Consider the following 17,596-nt stretch of genomic DNA (forward strand, 5'->3'; position numbering starts at 1 on the left):
AAATTCCTGTTTTGCGGTGCATAGGATTGGCATAGATGCTCCCCGGATTTAGGAGAATTCCGCTTGATCTTGCTTTGGAAAAAAGTGATTTCATCGAGATTGGCGGTATGATTTTAAGCCAAATAAAAAATCCCCCCTTCGGTATATTCCAGCTTGCTATCTGCTTCAATACCTTACCTTTTCGCCTGGTTCTGCCCTTTTCTAGATGCTTCTGTTAGTGTCTGAACCACTCTGCTGCAATGAACTTGTACCATAATCTTTCTACATCTTTATGTTCAAATAAACGGTCAATAACTGGCGTTGGACCAACCACCCATGTACAAGACATGCCCATTTAGTACAGTTGACTGTGATCTTACAAATGGAACATTTTATTTTTCTAGAATTTCAGAGACAAAGACTATAGACAAGATATGATTTTAACCATACTAATATAACAACTTGTATCTACTCATTCAATCAAGCATGTTCAGCCCTTTATCAAAAACTCAACTTCGTAGAAGAAGGTAGACTACGAAACATGATTTTCTCAGGTGGTGCATATTTTGATGAAGTCTATTTTTGTTTTAAAACGATTTGAGCACACTGAAATTGAGGAGCTAACAGCATATCAAGCATTCCTTGCAACACAAAAAACAAAAAACCCACGTTTAGTGGATTTTTAACAATTGATCTTAAATTGTCATACCAAACAAAATAAAAAAAACAATTGCGATGAGAGCATATCCTAAGCCACCGGTTACTCTACTTTTCTTTTTGAATAAACCAAAACGCTTTGGATTGATGACACCTAGAAAGATACATAATAGAGATGCTAATAGTAAATAAAGAAAAATGTTATGTAGCAGGATATTTAAATGGTCAAAATAAACATTAATCATTTTAACCATGGTGCCAATAATGATTAGCATTATCATAAACTTTAACCAACGTAAATTCTTTTTCAATGCAAGTTCCCCCTCATTTTCTTAAACATATATATCATCGGCAATCCGTAGTCAAAGTTTAAGAGGAAATTGCTAATTTAATTGAATAATTGAATATAAAAAAGGCTGAGGTAAAACCTCTAGCCTTCCGAAGTTACATTTTTATGTTGAACGTCTTTTTTCCATTGAGCATACCCGCCTGACATATTATAGACATCTTTTATTCCGTTTGCTTGTAGCAAGCTTGCTCCTATAGCCGAACGAATACCAGATCCACATTGAACAATCACTGGACATTGAAGAGCTATTTCATCAATGCGATTAGCAATCGTGCCAAGCATCATATGCTTTGCCCCTTCAATATGCCCTTCGTTCCATTCGCTTAAGTTCCGAACATCGAGAAGCTGGGCGTTCTTTTCTTTCATGATTGCATCTATTTCTTGAGGAGGAATGTTTTGATATGATTCACATCTTGATGCCGCTGCAATTGCCTTATCAACATTCATATAATAATTAATGTGATCAATACCAATAGAATAAAGCGTTTCTTTTATCTCATTAATCTCTTCCGGTTTTGCCAGTAAATCCAGAGGCCGTTCATAGTCGACAAGCCAACCTGTCCAGTTCACAAATGAGCTGCCAAACGGTATATTGATTGTACCCTCAATATGTTCTTGGGCAAACTGTGCAGACTCGCGAGTATCAATGACTTGTACACCGTTTCGAATTCTTTCTTCTAACAGCGCGATTTCGGTCATTGTTTTTATCTCAGGTAAATCACCTAACAAATGTGTTCCTACTTTATTGACACGTTTCATGATCGCAAAGTATTTAGGTGGTTCAGGCTGACCGTCTAGTAAAGCGTTTACAAATACATCGCAGTTTGTGTGCTGTAAAGCCCAATTAAACCTTTTCTCATATCCAACGGTGGAAGAGGGTATGGCTCCAAGAGATTTTCCACAGGCACTTCCTGCTCCATGCCCCGGCCATACTTGTAAATAATCGGGAAGTTCTCTAAACCTTTTCAAAGATTCAAACATCTGATAGGCACCTTTTTCAGCTGTACCTTGTGCACCTGCCACTTTCTCTAATAAATCTGGACGCCCAACATCCCCTACAAACACAAAGTCTCCTGTAAAGATCCCAATTGGCTGATCTGCTTGATCACCGCCATCTGTTAACAGAAATGAAATACTCTCCGGGGTATGCCCAGGCGTATGCAATACCCGAAAAGTCAACCGACCGATCAGAAATTCATCACCGTCTTTTAATAGATTGTGTCGAAGGTGATCAATATTTTCATACTTCCAATTTTCATTTCCTTCATCTGATATATATAGACAAGATTTTTGCGTAACTGCAAGTTCCCTGGCTCCTGATACAAAATCGGCATGAATATGCGTTTCTAAAGCTCCAACAATTTTCAACCCATTTCTTTTAGCTTCTTTTATATAGGGTGTGATATTTCGAGCTGGATCTATGACCACAGCCTCTTTTGTTGCTTGACATCCTATCATATAAGAAGCTTGAGCAAGTTTCTCATCATAAAAATATTTTAGTAGCATATCATGATCCTTCTTTCGTGTTTTTTTACATGATTCCTTTTAACATACCTTTCCAATAAATAATCGGCAGTAGGTTTTTTTTCAAAAAATACATGCTTCGGCGTTCAACCGCTTGATTAAATGGCATCGTTTCTCTCGGCCGTTTATCATAATCAAACTCGGCCAGTACGACCTTGTTGTAGCCTGTCACGACAGGACATGAAGTATATCCATCATATTTTGCACTTAAAGGACGCCCCCTCATTAAAGAGACGATGTTTTCTGCTACTACAGGAGCTTGTTTTCGAATCGCTGCACCTGTTTTAGAAGTTGGTAAATGACTTGCATCACCAAGACCAAAGATATTTGAATAGTGAACATGTTGAAGTGTATGTTTATCAACATTGATGTAGCCTGAATGATCAGCTAGCAAACTATTTTTAATAAATGTTGGTGCCTCCATAGGTGGACAAACATGGAGCATATCAAATGAACGCGAAATCAGTTTTCCAGTTTCTAAATCTTCAAAAATCGCCTCTTTTTTCTCACCATCAACTTCCACAAGGTGTCTGCGGAAGTCCGTCTGAATGTTCTTTCGTTGCAGGACTTTCTCTAAAACGTTCCGATATTTAGGTACATCAAAAATCGCCTGATTCGCTGATTGAAAAATAACATTTGTTTGACTTCTAATCCCCGCTCTCGCGAATGCTTCTTCTGCTAAATACATAATCTTTTGCGGAGCTCCCCCACACTTAACAGGTGTATTAGGATGAGTAAAAATAGCATTCCCGCCTTTAAAGTTTCGAATTGTCTGCCATGTATAATCAACGTGTTCATAGGAATAATTGCTGCAAACTTGATGTTTGCCTAATGTTTCTGTTAAACCTTTTACACCCTCCCAGTTCAGTTGAATACCAGGAGCTACGACTAAGTAATCATATGTAAGTCGATTCTGATCTGATGTTGTAAGCCTGTTATTTTCAGGGTCAAACGATTGAACGGTTTTTTTAATCCAGTCTGCCCCATTTGGTATGACTGAGCTCATATCTCGCCGTGCTTTTGTTTTTTCTACAACTCCTGCTCCAGCTAAAGTCCAAAGAGGTTGATAATCATGGTGATCGCTGGGGTCGATTATAGCAATCTCTCCACGTAAAGCTTTTAATTTTCGTAAAAGCCGCGCACCTACTGTAATTCCAGCCGTACCTCCTCCAACAATTAAAACTTTATAATGTCTCTTCATCTCAAAACCTCCTCTAGAAACGCATAAATGACCGTAAAAGAGTTGGACTGACGAAGCAGGGTGTCTCCCTGATTACCACTATTACATTACCATATAATTACTTTACAGTAAATAGGAAAAAGGTTGTCTACATTCCAAAGAAACCACTATTAACAGCTTTTTTTAATGGTTTCCAATAATAGTCTTTTATATCATATTTATTGGAATTTCTAACAAACATTCTGAAGGGGTATTTGCGCCTCCATCATCTGATTGTGTCTTAAACGTTTTATCACCATAGCAAGGGAAAAAAGCGTGAATTCTTGTGTGAATTCACGCTTATCATCATCAACTCTTGCTTTCTTATGCTAAAAACCCACTCCAGTAGCCAAGAATACCTAAAATAAAGATACCTAAAATAATGAGGAGAGGGTTAACTCCTTTACGCAACATCCATGCAACCAATAATGTTAACCCTAATGGTAATATCCCCGGCATGATACTATCTAGGACATTTTGCAATGTTTGGACATCAACTTTTCCAGCATCATTTTTAATCCTGGAAACAACAATTGGAATATTAATTGTTGTCCATTTTGAAACAAGAGCTCCCATCACAAATAATCCTAGTATGGATGCACCCTCCGTTAATTTTTGAATTTTATTGCCGACTAAGTCTTGCAAAATTTCCATTCCTTTAACATAACCATACTTTAAACCGAAATATTTTGTACTTAATCTGATCGCATTAATAAGGAAAAAGAAGAGCAAAGGTCCAGCGATATTTCCTCCTAAAGCAAGAGATGCTCCTAAAGCTGCTAATACAGGGCGAAGCGTTCCCCAGAAAATAGGGTCTCCAACACCGGCCAATGGCCCCATTAAACCAATTTTCATCCCGCTAATCGCTTTGCCATCAATTTTTTTCTTATTCGCCATCTGTTCTTCCATGGCAGCTGTAACACCAAAAATCGGTGCTGTTAACCACGGATGAGTGTTGAACCATTCGAGATGGCGTTTGAGTGCTTCACTTCTTTGTGCTCCTGGACCATACAATTTTTTAATAGCCGGGATCATGACATAACAATAGCCTAGAGCCTGTACACGTTCAAAGTTAAATGATCCGAGTAAAAAGTTCGAACGAATAAACATACTAAAAATCTCTTTTTTTGTTAATCTTTTTTCTGGTTCCATTCTTATCAACCCTCCTTATGATTTAAGCATCAAGATCATCGTCATCATCAAGTGTATTGTGACCTGCAGTTGCTGGTACGGCTTGTTGTCCTTGATTTTTTTGCATCACCTGTTGATATAAAAGGGCAAGACAGAGACCAAGTGCACCAAAACCTACTAAATTGAAATCGGTAAATGCAGCTAACAGAAAACCAATATAGAAAAATGGCTTTAAATAGGGGATATTCATCATATTAATGACCATGGCATACCCTACAACAACAATGATTCCTCCGCCCACTTGCAAACCTTTTGTAATGACATCAGGAATATTTCCTAAGAAGGCCTGAACGGCACTAACACTAATTAAGGCTACAATTAATGTTGGAATCATCACCCGCAAAGCCTGAAAAACCATCGCTGTTATATGCATGATTTCAATTCCTCGCAGATTTCCATCCTTGGCATATTGATCAGCCCGGTGAATTAAAAATACAGTGATGGTACGAACAAAAATAGTTAGGGCTTGTCCTGCAGCTGCCAAAGCAACAGCAACAGCAATTCCTTCACCAATTCCTTGGTCAGCGGTAATCACCAAAATTGTTGAAATAACAGAGGCAATCGCTGTATCGGGCGCCATCGCTAATCCCACATTCATCCAGCCCAACGCCATCAGTTCCAGTGTTCCCCCTAGAATAATACCTGTCTTTAAATCTCCGAGTACCAAACCTACTAATGTACAAGCAATCAATGGACGGTGTGTTTGTCCTTCATCCAACACACTTCCTATCCCTGTAATTGCTGCAATGATTAACAACAAAATAATTTGTATTGAAGACATTTTGGCTCCTCCTTATTATTTTGTTACATTTCTTAAAATTTGAATAAAGTCTTCACTGGAATCTGAAGGCAGCTGCCGCAATTCTAATTTGACACCTAATTCAGCTAATTTTTCAAACGCAGTCATATGTTTTTCTGTCACACTGACTGATTTTGTAATTTGCTTACGGTTATTCTCAAAGCGCATTCCCCCAACATTGACTATTTCAATAGGGACACCTGCTTCAATAAGAGAAACAATATCTTGTGGATTTTCAAAGAGCAGCATCGCTGTTGTGTCTTGATACCGCGGACTATGAAATGCTTTTGCCATTTTCGAAATAGAGACTGCACTGGCTTTCACATTTGAAGGTGCAACAGAGAGAATCAACGTTTTCCTCATTTCATCTTGAGCAACATCATCAGAAACGATGATGATGCGGTCAGCTTGATGGATTTTAATCCACCTTGTTAATACTTGGCCATGAATAAAACGATCATCTATTCTTGCTAACACAATTTTCATAGTAATTCATCCTTTCTTTCTTTTGTTGTTACTTTCTTTAAGTGTTCACTGCATATTTGGAAGCTTTCTTGACTCACTTTTTTTAATTTATTCAGCAATTCTTTCAGTGACAAATGTTCTCTTAAACTTAATACTTCAAGTAAAATCGGCAAGTTAACTCCAGTAGCCATATCCATTTTTTGACCTTTCAAAATATATGGAGCAGCCGCATTATATGGTGTTCCTCCATAAATGTCGACTAAAAAAAGCACTTCACTTTCTTTTGGAATTAACTTTAGTGTCTCATCAAATTTTTCTTGTAATGTTTGAACCCCTTCTCCTTTAAAAAACGGTACTGCCAATAGGCTGTCTTCTTCACCGAATATCATTCCAGAAGACTCTTTTAATGCTGTGGGAAAATGTCCATGACCACTAATAATGACTGAAATCATCTCATGTTTGCTCCTTTCTTTTTATTCATCCATTTATAATGCAAGTTTCGTGCCAACAAATTGTTTTGACGGTTTGCAGGAGCTGATTTCTTTTTTCTTGAAACACTTTCAAATAAAAAAAAGAACCTGTATTAAAATGGACACTCTTTTAATACAGGTTCAATTTCATATATTGTTTTTAAAACAGGTCATCGTCATTCTTCAGCGAATATTGTTGCGATAAAGCGTTTTTCATCATTGCTAATATTTAGTCCAAGCTTTTCCTCATAAGGTTTTAGTGTTTTCTCTGTGATCTTATAGGCTTTTAAAAATTTATCATTTATTTCTTCTTCTTCAGTAAAAGCGATCGGGTTCTGCTTAATCACTCTTTCAAAAGCAAAAGCCGTATGCATGATGACTTTGATCATCGTTGAGTTATTTAAACTGACCTCTAATTCGTCTTGCACTACTTCCAACCACTCTATTAAAATCTCTATAATATGATAAGGATTTAAAAACACTAAATACTTCTTCAAGTTATCCTCGCAAAGCTCCCTAACAATTATGTGTTGACTATTTAATCCGTAAAGCTTAGAAGTATCACCTGTTGTGATGGCTTGTTGAATCACTTTTTCGCCTTCACCTTCAATTAACACTTCTAAAGATATATGCGGCGCACTGATCTTTGGATTTTTCGTCCCTACTGTGGCAAGGATTTCATATTCTTTTTCAATTTCTTTTATCCGATTGGCTAGTTTAATAGAAGATACAGTCATGATTTTTATTGAATCATCGGTCGCTTTCTGAGTGATGGTTGTTAAGATGTCTTCCAGTTTTTTTGCAGTGCCGCTTCCAGTCGTACAAATTGACACCAAAGCCTTCTTTTTGCCGGTCGATATCGGCTGCCTAACTAATAATTCTACAAAATCTTTTTTTACCGAATCATATATGGCATGTAAATTTAAATTAAGGTAATTCACTTTCCTGACGGCATCCAGTACCATTGACGTTGTAACATGACTAATTGTCTTTATATTGATACCTGTTTTTTGTTGAAGCTTACTTTCAAGCATAGCAAGAGATCCCATATCAACAAGCATTAAAACACCTTCTCCTTCGTCTACCTGCTTAATCTTTGTTGTTAAACAGTCGATGATTTCTGATGGAGAAACAGTAAGAGGCATATCAACTGCTACAATCGGTGTATGTCCTAAAAGTTCAGTTGCTACTTCAACCATTGAATTTGCTGTGCTATTTCCATGTGTAGCCACAACAATGCCAACTCTTTTGGTCTCTTCTAATGATTTGATTGAATGAATCAACATCGTGAAATAGATCACTTCAACTTCTGGAACAATCAATTTAAAATAACTTTGAATTTGATCCTTGAATATCATTGCTACCTGATATTCTTTCACATGAGTATGACGGATTTCATCAGTCTCTTGCGTATTTAAAACATCAATATGCTTTCCGCGCTTTAAAAAAGCATCAATATGCATACTTAAAAAATAGATAAATCTACGATCAAATTTGCAATTTAATTCTTGCTCAGCCACTTCTTTTAATTGTTTTGTCAGCTGGATGACATCATCTTCAACAAATTTTAATAAATGATAGTTATGGTAAGCTTTCTGATTGAAAAAACTTCTGACATGCAAATGAATATCAGTTAAAATATATTGGTTGATTTCCTGTTTTGTTAAGCCTTCTTTGTTCAATATTTCTACTTTTTCCTCTATTAAATTGTACAAATTAAATGAAAGCTCATCATCAATTTTTGTTGTTTCATCTTCTATAATTGGCGAGATAATGGTTGTAATATTTACATATTCAGAAATCATTTTGCTTCTTTCAATATTTTTGCTACTTGAGATCCATTCTTGCTTCATTTCATCTGGAAGATCTCGAACCGTTAATTCTACAACATCCTCTCTATCGAGGTTATTCAAAAATCCATGTGCACAAACTAATTGTACATTTGATTTCAACTGTCCTACATTCCCAAGCTTTGCAGAATGAATTAAAGCATTATAGACATCAATATGCACATTTAAATTTTTCTGTAATCGCTCGGCTTCTTTTCCTAATAAAAAAGTAGTCAACTGAATTTTTTCTTTGAGAGATCTTTCTTCAAGTGAAGGTATGTGGATTGTCATCGGAATCCTTCGCAAAAATGTTTTAAGTAAGACAGAGCTTGGGTTTTCTGTTGTAGCACAAATAAATAATACTTTTGCTGTTCTTTTATGTTCTGTTTCACCTAATCGATTGTACATACCGCTATCAATAAAGTAAAATAGCATTTCTTGTCCTTCAGGGGGAAGACGATGTATTTCATCCATAAAAAGAATACCTTCATTGGCATGCTCAACTAAACCAGCTTTATCATCATTGGCACCTGTGAATGTCCCTTTTTTATGTCCAAATAATTGGGATAGCAAGAGCTGAGGATTGTTATAGTAATCCGCACAATTAAATGTGATAAACGGAGCACCTGACTTTAATATTTTCGAATAAATGGCAAACTGATAAATGCGGTTTGCAAAAAGGGACTTACCTGAACCCGTTGGTCCTAAAAGTAGCATATGTAAACCATGTGGAGGATAAAAAACAGCTGCTTTCGCTTGAGATACTGCTTTCTTTAAGCTCCCTTTTGCTCCGATCATTAATTCCAGCGGATTTGTAGAAATGGTTTGATTCACTCTTTTTTGCTGACCAAGCAGCTCTTGCAGTTCATTTACTTCCATCAATTTGTTATTCCATTTTTGGTTAAACGCGCTTTCCACTATTTCTACAGGGATATAACGAACCGGGAACGTTTTAATCTTCATTACTTTTTTGGAACGAACAAGATTGTTTAATTCAAAGCTGACATTCGAGCGCTCCATTTCCAATTGATCAGCGATTTCCTGTGCTGTATTTCCTTGTATCTTTAAAAGTTGATCTAAGCTCATTTCATTAAAATTATGAAATAATTGCTGATAAATTTTTTCAATTCTTTTCATATCTGTCACCCTTCGCCAGTGATCATGATGCTTCAAATTTAAAGATCAAGTCTTCTTTAAAATATCACTCCTAAGACCCTTTTTTCAGAAACTTTTAAAATAATAATAGTTTGTTTAATCATACATGCCAGTTGTAAGCTTTTCAAGTTAACTTCCAAGCGTAAAAAAGCCAACCGGTAAACTCCGGTTGACTTGCTAAATGATCAGGACTTTAGTCTATTTAAGGGAATTAAATAGATAAGGAATATAACGCTTAATATCAGATAAGCCATTTTCAAACCGAAACTCCCAGCTATCCCACTTGCCAAAAGTGGCCCCATCATCATGCCAAATGAGTAACCGGTGTTATAAACAGCAAATGTAACACCTTGGGAAACAACACCTACTTGATCAGAAATCTCAGCTAATTTCGGAAGCGCAGGTGTTAACACAACGCCTAGACTGATACCTAACATGGCAAGAGTAACGATTTGTAACCATAATTGAGTTGGGAGTGCATTCAATGGTAAAGTAACGGCTACTAAAATAACACCTACCATCATCGTTTTCACATACCCAAATTTTGTTGAGAACGCCCCAATTAAAGGAGCCGACAAACCATAAGCTAAAGTGACAACAATAAACATCGTACCTATCACTCCAGGACTTAGATTCAAATGTTCATATAAGTGGATAGGTAGTGTTGGCTCAATACTTGCAAACACTGCTGACCCAATGACTGCAACACCGACTATCATCAGTACCTGTTTTCTACGCAAAACATGAAAAGGTGAAGAAAAGTTTTCTGCCCTAGAATCATTTACACTCCTCAAAAAAACGATACTTAGTATGGCAGCAATAAGGGCAATTCCCACAGCTACGAAGAATGGCGCTTGATATCCTCCCCATTCGTATAGCCAGCCACCAATCAGCGGTCCTAGCAATACCCCGCCTGCTTGACTTGACATTGCAGTTCCCATTGCTTTCCCACGCTCTTCTCGAGGAAAATTCTCAGCTAGTAGTGACAGACCAGCTGTCCAAGGAATAGATGCTGCTACACCTTGTAGAAAACGAGCAAGAACCAAAACCCAAAAATTTACTGCAAGTGCATAAACCATTGTCGTCATAGCAAGACTTACAAGCCCAAAAACCAATAGTTTCTTTCTGCCAATTCGATCTGCTAAAGCCCCAAAAATTGGTGTTGATATCAATAAAGCAATAGCATAACTTGCAAATAAAAGTCCGATCTTTGATTGGCTCGCTCCCAATGCTTCTGCATAGATAGGCAAAAATGGCACCACTAAACCATACATCAACATATCTGTAAAAATTGCAACCATCACAACACTAAGTACTCGTTTTTTGGATGAATACAGTGATTTCATCAACCGTTCCCTCTCCTGTTTATTTAATATTTAATACTAAATGTTTAGTATTAATATATAAGTATTATATATTGAATATAAAATAAAGTAAAGCTTTTAAATAAAAAACCACCGTCATAATCAGACGGTGGTGGAAATATCGTTTAATGTTTTGATTGATCTTTTAATAAGTCCTGTTTCAATTCCTCTAAAAATTTCAATTGTAAATCACATTGATCATACATGTTTTTGAAGATAAACATGACGTTTTTCGGAATTTCACCAACTTCCTCTTTTTTTCTTTGTCCTTCCACCATTTCATCATAAATACTTTGAATCGCCTGCTGCTGAACAGTTAAGGCTTCAATGATTTCTTCAAGAGGTGCTTCATCCATAAATGTTAGGACCGTATATAATGGGGTTGGAAAAACAACCGATTCTTTTTTAAATGAATGAATCAACATTCTATGAAATTCTTCTTTTCCTTTTGAAGTGATGGAGTAAATGGCTCTTGTACGATTCCCCGTCTGCTCTAATGTCTGCAGGGTTACCAATTCATCTTTATCAAGTTTTTTTAGAGCATGATAAATCGAGGCTGGCTGAACATATGCCCACTTATCTGTTTGAGCAGATTGCATTTTCTGCTGAATTTCATAACCAGACATTGGACCATACTTTAACAACAAACCTAGAACCATTACAATTGTCATTTTATCACTCCGTTCAATCTTTATGTATCATCTTAAATTTGTAATGTTTCTTTAATCGTAATGTTCTCTTAACAAATTGTAAAGGGTCTAAACAAAAACCGAATGTGTTATTTTGAGTTCAAGTCATGATTGTAATAAAAAAGAGAAGCCGTGTAGGCTTCCCTCATTATCCAATTGCAGAGATTAGAGAATTGCTTTTCAAAATTCGCCAATTCCTCTTGATCTACTGAAAAAACGGAATCTGCATAAAATTTTCCGTGAATTCCTGTAAGAGAACCTTCATACAACTCTAAAACCATGAATTCTTCAAGATTGGTCCCCTCAGCTGTTTGAATATTGTATTTCATTGCATTTTCAAAACCAAAGCGATGGTAGTAGTTGGGGTTTCCAAAAATAACGATTCCTCGATGACCTAAAGCTTTTGCAGCTTCAATCGAATCATTCATAAGCAAACTGCCAATGCCGTTTCCTTGATATGAGGGCAAGACAGCCAAAGGCCCCATACATAAAATGTCAAACTCACCATCATCATGAACCACTTTTGCTTTCGAGTAAATAATATGACCTACAACTACAATCACCTAGGTTTATATACATCCCAAAACGCTTCTCTTATAATATATTCTGCTTTTTGAAATCTAATGGACATATTCAAATTATATATAATCCAATTTTCCCAAAAGGTAAATAGAGGATTTAAAACTTCAGCAAACGGTTCTTCTCCACTGTAAAATGAGAAAAACACTCGCACTCGTTTAAAAGCTCTAATTGTTGCTATTTTCCCCTATGCTTTGCTTTAGCTTTTTGTTTTCTCAATAAATATTTTTGTTCTTTGATTTTTTCTCGCAGTTGTTTATTGTGTTTCTTTTTCTGTTCCTTCTTGGCTTCATATTCCTGTTTTATAGCTAGTTGAGCCTTTGTTGATACACCGGTGTTCTTCATTTCTTTAGAAATTTTCCGCTGTAATCTTTTTGGGTTGATTTTCTTTTTAGATCTTGTTTTTATCGTCATTCCTTCTTGTTCAGACTGAGAGATGATTTGTAACAGCTGATGATGAATAAAATCGATGACTTGCTCATCATTGGGCTCATGACCAAACATATGACGATATGCCTTTAATTTCCCGTTTTCTACAACTTCAATAATTCCTATCCAAAATTGACCATCATAGTAAATTGTTAATTTCATAACAATTCCCTCCTCTAAAATGACTAAAGAATGATGGACATCCCGAGGAGGGGAAGGTTACTGACATTTAAAAATGCATCCGGACTACCAACCGGATTGTGTTTTTTCATTCTTCTTCAATGTAAATTTTAACAAATCTTTTCATGAAAGAAAAGAATAATAAATCGAACTCTTTTAAACATGGTCCTTATTCACTGTAAAACAAATTGTATCTTTAGCTTTAAATAAAGCATTCTCCAACTTTTCCGCATCATTGGATTCCCCAAGGATGACCCCATAATAACTTGAAAAATCTTTCGGTGGTCGTTTTACTTGATCGCCAACCTGTTTGACAGGAATATATGTAGTAACACAATCGGTTTCCAAAGCCTGAATGACACCTTGAATAGATGTAATCAAACCTTCTTTTTCGGGTAAAAGAATAATCATTCCTGCAAATCTTTTATAGTCTCTTAACTGATCGAAACAGACTGTTTCACCGACTGCCATTTTGATCACTTCTGCTTGAAAAGAGTGATCTGTAGCCATTTTAATTAAATGTGATGCAATATAACCGCCTCCAGGTCTTGCGGCACATTCTATCATTTTGACTCCGTTTGTTGTAACTCTACACTCTAGGTGGAATGCACTATCGTTAAGCCCAAGTGCCTTGACGGCTTGCTCAGCCTTCTTTTCAATTTCACGAATCACCGCTTGCGGTTTTGCAGAAGGAAACTGTGCGAAATATTCCAGTGAGTAGTCTGGTGTTACATGTTTATCAGTCACTCCTGCAATATACACTTTTCCATGTTGAACAAGACCGTCTACTGTTACTTCTGGGCCGGCCAAATATTCCTCTGCAATGTATTCGTTTGGAAAATATGAATATATTTTATCTTTGTCTGGTGATGTTAAGTTCAGCATTTGTTGATAGGCTTTTTCCAGTTGATCCATAGATTCAATTTTTAATATCGATTTACTACCAGAAGCTCCAACCGGTTTGAAAATAAACGGAAAAGTTAGTTTTTTTGCAGCCGATTTTAGTTCTTCAAAGGATGTCACTCTCATAAATTTTGGTGAGAGACCTGGTACATGTTCCCATGACTTTCGCATGAGATATTTATTTCTTGCATTTTTTGCAGCACTGGCACGTGGACCAGGTAATCCTAATTGATTGGTTATATAGGAAACGAGCTCCACATCCTTATCAGACCATGTCAATACACCTGAGATCGGATGTTTTTCATGGTATTTTAGCACATCTTTTAAGACTGTTTCTTGACAGTAGGTGTTGGATAAAATGAAATCATCGATTAATGAAAGGTCTATATCAGGTTTTTTATCAGCCAACAACACCACTCTCAAACCTAATTTTCTTGCTTGTTTAAGTGGTTCGACCCTTTCGACAGGATGAGATCTCAAGTTCATGTATAAAATCGTTTTGGTTTCACACTTCATAACAAACAAACTCCTTTTCTTCCTATTTTCAAACTAGTCAAACCAGCACACTAGCCCTTATGTCACACAAAATGCGCATAGCAAAACCATCCTTTTTATGCTAAAATATTTAACTATATTGAAAATATACCATTTTAGACGATAAATGCAAATAACAAAAGGAGGTTCAAATGAACAAACTAGCTGCAGAATTAAATGAAACCATTCAAAAGAAAAACCCATTTGTATTCAGTTTATTATCAAATCTAGGCAAAAAGATTTTTTTCCCGAAAGGAATTCTAACGCAAGCGGCAGAAGCAAAAGAGAAAGCTTACAAAATGAACGCTACGATCGGCATTGCGACAGAGCATGGGGAACCGATGCACTTGAAAGGGGTAAGTGAACAGCTGAATCTAAAACCGACTGATGTCTTTCCATACGCACCTCCCGGTGGAAAAATGGAGCTAAGACAGGAATGGAAAAATAAATTAATCCAGGATAACAGTTCGTTAGCGGAACAAGATATTCATCTTCCCATTGTGACTCATGCTATCACCCATGGATTGAGTATTGTAGCCGATCTGTTTTGTGATAGTCATGATACAGTCATCGTCCCTGATAAACTGTGGGGAAACTATAAATTAACATTTGAGACTAGAAGAGATGCTCAATTTGCTTACTTCCCGTTTTTCAACGAAAACAAGCAATTTAATATTAAAGGATTAGCTGAAACGATTGAAAAATCAGCTGATGAAAAATTAATCATATTGCTCAATTTCCCTAACAACCCAACCGGTTATACACCTACTGAGGAAGAGGCTAATCAACTTGCCGATGTTTTACGAACACAAGCTGCTGCAGGTAAAAAATTGCTTGTGATTGTTGACGATGCCTATTTTGGTCTATTCTATGAAGATTCCATGAAAGAATCGATTTTTTCTAAAATCGTCCATATTCATCCAAATGTATTTGCAGTCAAATTGGATGGCGCTACAAAAGAAGAATTTGTTTGGGGTTTACGAGTAGGCTTTTTAACTTTTCCAAATTTGGATCGAGATGTGAATGAGGCTCTTGAGAAAAAAGTGCTTGGCATCATCAGATCAACGATTTCAAGCGGAGCACACCCCTCTCAAACGATCGTGCTGAACGCGTTAAAACATACATCTTTCCAAAAGGAAAAAACAGATAAGTTCAATATTTTATTGAATAGAGCAAAAAAAGTAAAAGACGTGCTCACCGAGGAAACAAAGTATCATGACCAATGGGATCACTATCCCTTTAATTCAGGTTATTTTATGTGTTTAAGACTTCATCATGTTCATGCAGAAGAGCTGAGAAATCATCTGTTAGCTCAATATGGGATCGGGACAATCGCGATCAATGACAGCGATTTACGAATTGCTTTTTCATGTATTGAGGAGTCGGACATCAAAACGCTGTTTGATACAATTTATCAGGCGGCTGTTGAACTGACGAAAGAAAAGCACTTCCCTCAAATTCTAGCTGGAAATGACTCTATATGAAAGAGATAAGTTAAGGTACTAACCCCAAAGCAAAAAGTATAAGAAACCCGGTATATCATGAACGAAAAGGGTAGACTTTTTTTGATTTGAAACAAGCAGTAAAGTTCGTTATACTGCTGTCCAATTAAAATGAATGACGCAAAATTCTTTAACGATCTTGTAGACTTTTCAACCTTTGGATACTCCAATAAGAGTTTCCGAGGGTTTTGTTTAATTTTGGACTTTTCGAGATACGCCAGTAGCCTTTCCTTCTATGCCCCGTTCGTAAGTACGCCCTTTTGGTACTCCTAGCCTGATGAGATTTCGCACTTTAGTCTCTGGGTTCTTTCAGTTCTTCCATAGACACATGCGAAGCTTTCTTCGGGTCCAGGGTCCAATCTCTCTAAAGATTGATTTCGTACTGCTAATACAAAATATCCACACTATCCGATTAGATACTGGTCCAGTTTTTTAATCCGATATTCTATTGGAAATGGCGTCTTCCTTGAAGTCATGTTTGACTTTCTTCTACATTCGTTTCAGGCTTTCTTTACCTTCACAATAGTATACCTCCATCTATTGTGAGATGAAGTGGTCGGAAAACAAACTTTATCCTGCCCAGAAGCGCGGTTTTTTATTACCACGCTATAAACTCTTTGGAAACATACTAATATTAGTAGCACAGACCAAGGCCACGGTTTGTGCTACTATTTTTTATAGTAGCAGTGAAGAAAGGTCGAACAGTCTCTGAGACCATTTAGAGTCCGCACTATAAACAGACCAACTTCACCCCCTTATATGAATCAGTTTAGTATGTTGGCTCCTCGGAGATCGTGTATAAGAAAATGGAATCGATAAGGTCATGTGAAGGCTTCTATGGTTGGCTAAAAAGGAGAGGAATAAATGAAACATGTAGCGCCCTTGATATCAGTATGGGCAAAATTACAATGGTTATTTACAATCAGTATCGTCAATATGAAGTAGAAAAAGAGATTAACCATAATCACTCCTCTTTTGAACAACTTCATTAGGTATATGAGGGGTACCCCCCTCCCTCCAAAAACTAAATCACAACTTTGAAAAAAATCTTATGAAAAGAGCGTCCAATAGCCAAAAATCGACTTACTGGACAGCACCTTTTCCAAATGTGAGAAAAATCCAACTTATCCCACACTCACTGATCACTATCAGTATTTAGTTTTTTATAGATTAAATATGAAGCATAAACCGCTATTAATACACCTCCCAATAACAAACCAATTATAACTATTGTTATATACTGAGGTATCACAAAAGATAATCCTATTATTAGAAAGCCAATGACAACAAACATCTTTGCTCCAAAACGGTTTGCCTGTTTCCACACTCTTTCATCTTTTAATGTCCATGGTGTCCTCAATCCATAAGCATAATTAGGTTTTGTTTTTTGCATGAAATTAGCCACAATGATGATAAAAAGTCCAAGTAAAGCTCCGATAAGAAAGTGAATATTAAACTCGAAACCTAAGCCAAAAGCAATGATGACCAAGTGTATGACAAACAATAAACTCAGCATCACCATATTGATTTTATTCAATATAGTCATATTATCATAATTCCCATTTACTTGTTTTGTTTTTAAAAAAAATAGCGCCAAAAAATTCGATATCAACATTAGAATAGGTATTAACAAAATAGCCAATGTTTTATTAGTATATTTATCAGGTTCACCGTTTGACCAGTGAATGGGTAATTCATGTGGTAAGCCCGGAAACGCAATAATCCCTACTATTATACTTACTAAAATAACACCAGTTGGTAAGAAATCTTTTTTCATTC

The 17,596-nt window shown here is 36.5% G+C and carries 15 protein-coding genes; 1 reads left to right on the forward strand and 14 read right to left on the reverse strand.

Features of this window, described 5'->3' with window-relative positions:
* Positions 1-674 precede the first annotated feature (674 nt).
* The 13 genes from PDT38_RS13300 to PDT38_RS13360 all read right to left on the reverse strand — a co-directional run bounded on the left by PDT38_RS13300 (position 675) and on the right by PDT38_RS13360 (position 14,297).
* Positions 675-947, reverse strand: coding sequence for a hypothetical protein (locus tag PDT38_RS13300; protein ID WP_270802254.1), 273 nt, complete (start codon positions 945-947; stop codon positions 675-677).
* Positions 948-1,066: 119 nt separating this feature from the next.
* Entirely contained in the window at positions 1,067-2,491 is a 1,425-nt protein-coding gene (locus PDT38_RS13305; protein ID WP_270802255.1) for an MBL fold metallo-hydrolase, read from the reverse strand.
* Positions 2,492-2,516: 25 nt separating this feature from the next.
* The gene (locus PDT38_RS13310; protein WP_270802256.1) at positions 2,517-3,710 is read right to left on the reverse strand and encodes an FAD/NAD(P)-binding oxidoreductase; all 1,194 of its coding nucleotides are present in this window, start codon (positions 3,708-3,710) and stop codon (positions 2,517-2,519) included.
* Between the two features lie 342 nt (positions 3,711-4,052).
* Complete coding sequence (locus PDT38_RS13315) at positions 4,053-4,880, reverse strand: PTS system mannose/fructose/sorbose family transporter subunit IID (RefSeq protein ID WP_270802258.1); 828 nt, start codon at positions 4,878-4,880, stop codon at positions 4,053-4,055.
* A 22-nt stretch (positions 4,881-4,902) separates the two neighbouring features.
* Positions 4,903-5,700, reverse strand: coding sequence for a PTS mannose/fructose/sorbose transporter subunit IIC (locus PDT38_RS13320; RefSeq protein WP_270802259.1), 798 nt, complete (start codon positions 5,698-5,700; stop codon positions 4,903-4,905).
* Between the two features lie 15 nt (positions 5,701-5,715).
* Complete coding sequence (locus PDT38_RS13325) at positions 5,716-6,204, reverse strand: PTS system mannose/fructose/N-acetylgalactosamine-transporter subunit IIB (protein WP_270802260.1); 489 nt, start codon at positions 6,202-6,204, stop codon at positions 5,716-5,718.
* A complete protein-coding gene (locus tag PDT38_RS13330) occupies positions 6,201-6,635 on the reverse strand; it encodes a mannose/fructose/sorbose PTS transporter subunit IIA (protein WP_270802262.1) in 435 nt (144 codons plus the stop codon). Before PDT38_RS13330 ends, PDT38_RS13325 begins: the two co-directional genes overlap by 4 nt.
* Before the next feature lie 194 nt (positions 6,636-6,829).
* A complete protein-coding gene (locus tag PDT38_RS13335) occupies positions 6,830-9,619 on the reverse strand; it encodes a sigma 54-interacting transcriptional regulator (protein WP_270802264.1) in 2,790 nt (929 codons plus the stop codon).
* A 203-nt stretch (positions 9,620-9,822) separates the two neighbouring features.
* Positions 9,823-10,983: an MFS transporter gene (locus PDT38_RS13340; protein ID WP_270802266.1), complete on the reverse strand. Its 1,161-nt coding sequence runs from the start codon at positions 10,981-10,983 to the stop codon at positions 9,823-9,825.
* Positions 10,984-11,126: 143 nt separating this feature from the next.
* The gene (locus PDT38_RS13345; RefSeq protein ID WP_270802268.1) at positions 11,127-11,672 is read right to left on the reverse strand and encodes a PadR family transcriptional regulator; all 546 of its coding nucleotides are present in this window, start codon (positions 11,670-11,672) and stop codon (positions 11,127-11,129) included.
* 107 nt (positions 11,673-11,779) lie between these two features.
* Positions 11,780-12,253 carry a GNAT family N-acetyltransferase gene (locus PDT38_RS13350; protein WP_270802270.1) on the reverse strand — a complete coding sequence of 158 codons (474 nt, stop codon included), beginning with the start codon at positions 12,251-12,253 and terminating at the stop codon, positions 11,780-11,782.
* A gap of 193 nt (positions 12,254-12,446) precedes the next feature.
* Complete coding sequence (locus PDT38_RS13355; protein WP_270802272.1) at positions 12,447-12,860, reverse strand: YjdF family protein; 414 nt, start codon at positions 12,858-12,860, stop codon at positions 12,447-12,449.
* A gap of 174 nt (positions 12,861-13,034) precedes the next feature.
* Positions 13,035-14,297 (reverse strand): ATP-grasp domain-containing protein, encoded by a 1,263-nt coding sequence (locus PDT38_RS13360; RefSeq protein WP_270802274.1) that lies wholly within the window; start codon positions 14,295-14,297, stop codon positions 13,035-13,037.
* 170 nt (positions 14,298-14,467) lie between these two features.
* Here PDT38_RS13360 and PDT38_RS13365 point away from each other — a divergent pair, with 170 nt between their 5' ends.
* Complete coding sequence (locus tag PDT38_RS13365) at positions 14,468-15,799, forward strand: aminotransferase class I/II-fold pyridoxal phosphate-dependent enzyme (RefSeq protein ID WP_270802275.1); 1,332 nt, start codon at positions 14,468-14,470, stop codon at positions 15,797-15,799.
* 1,153 nt (positions 15,800-16,952) lie between these two features.
* Here PDT38_RS13365 and PDT38_RS13370 read toward each other — a convergent pair.
* A complete protein-coding gene (locus PDT38_RS13370) occupies positions 16,953-17,594 on the reverse strand; it encodes an SdpI family protein (protein ID WP_270802277.1) in 642 nt (213 codons plus the stop codon).
* Positions 17,595-17,596 lie beyond the last annotated feature (2 nt).

This window comes from Bacillus changyiensis, from assembly GCF_027706145.1.
Lineage (GTDB): Bacteria > Bacillota > Bacilli > Bacillales > Bacillaceae > Bacillus > Bacillus changyiensis.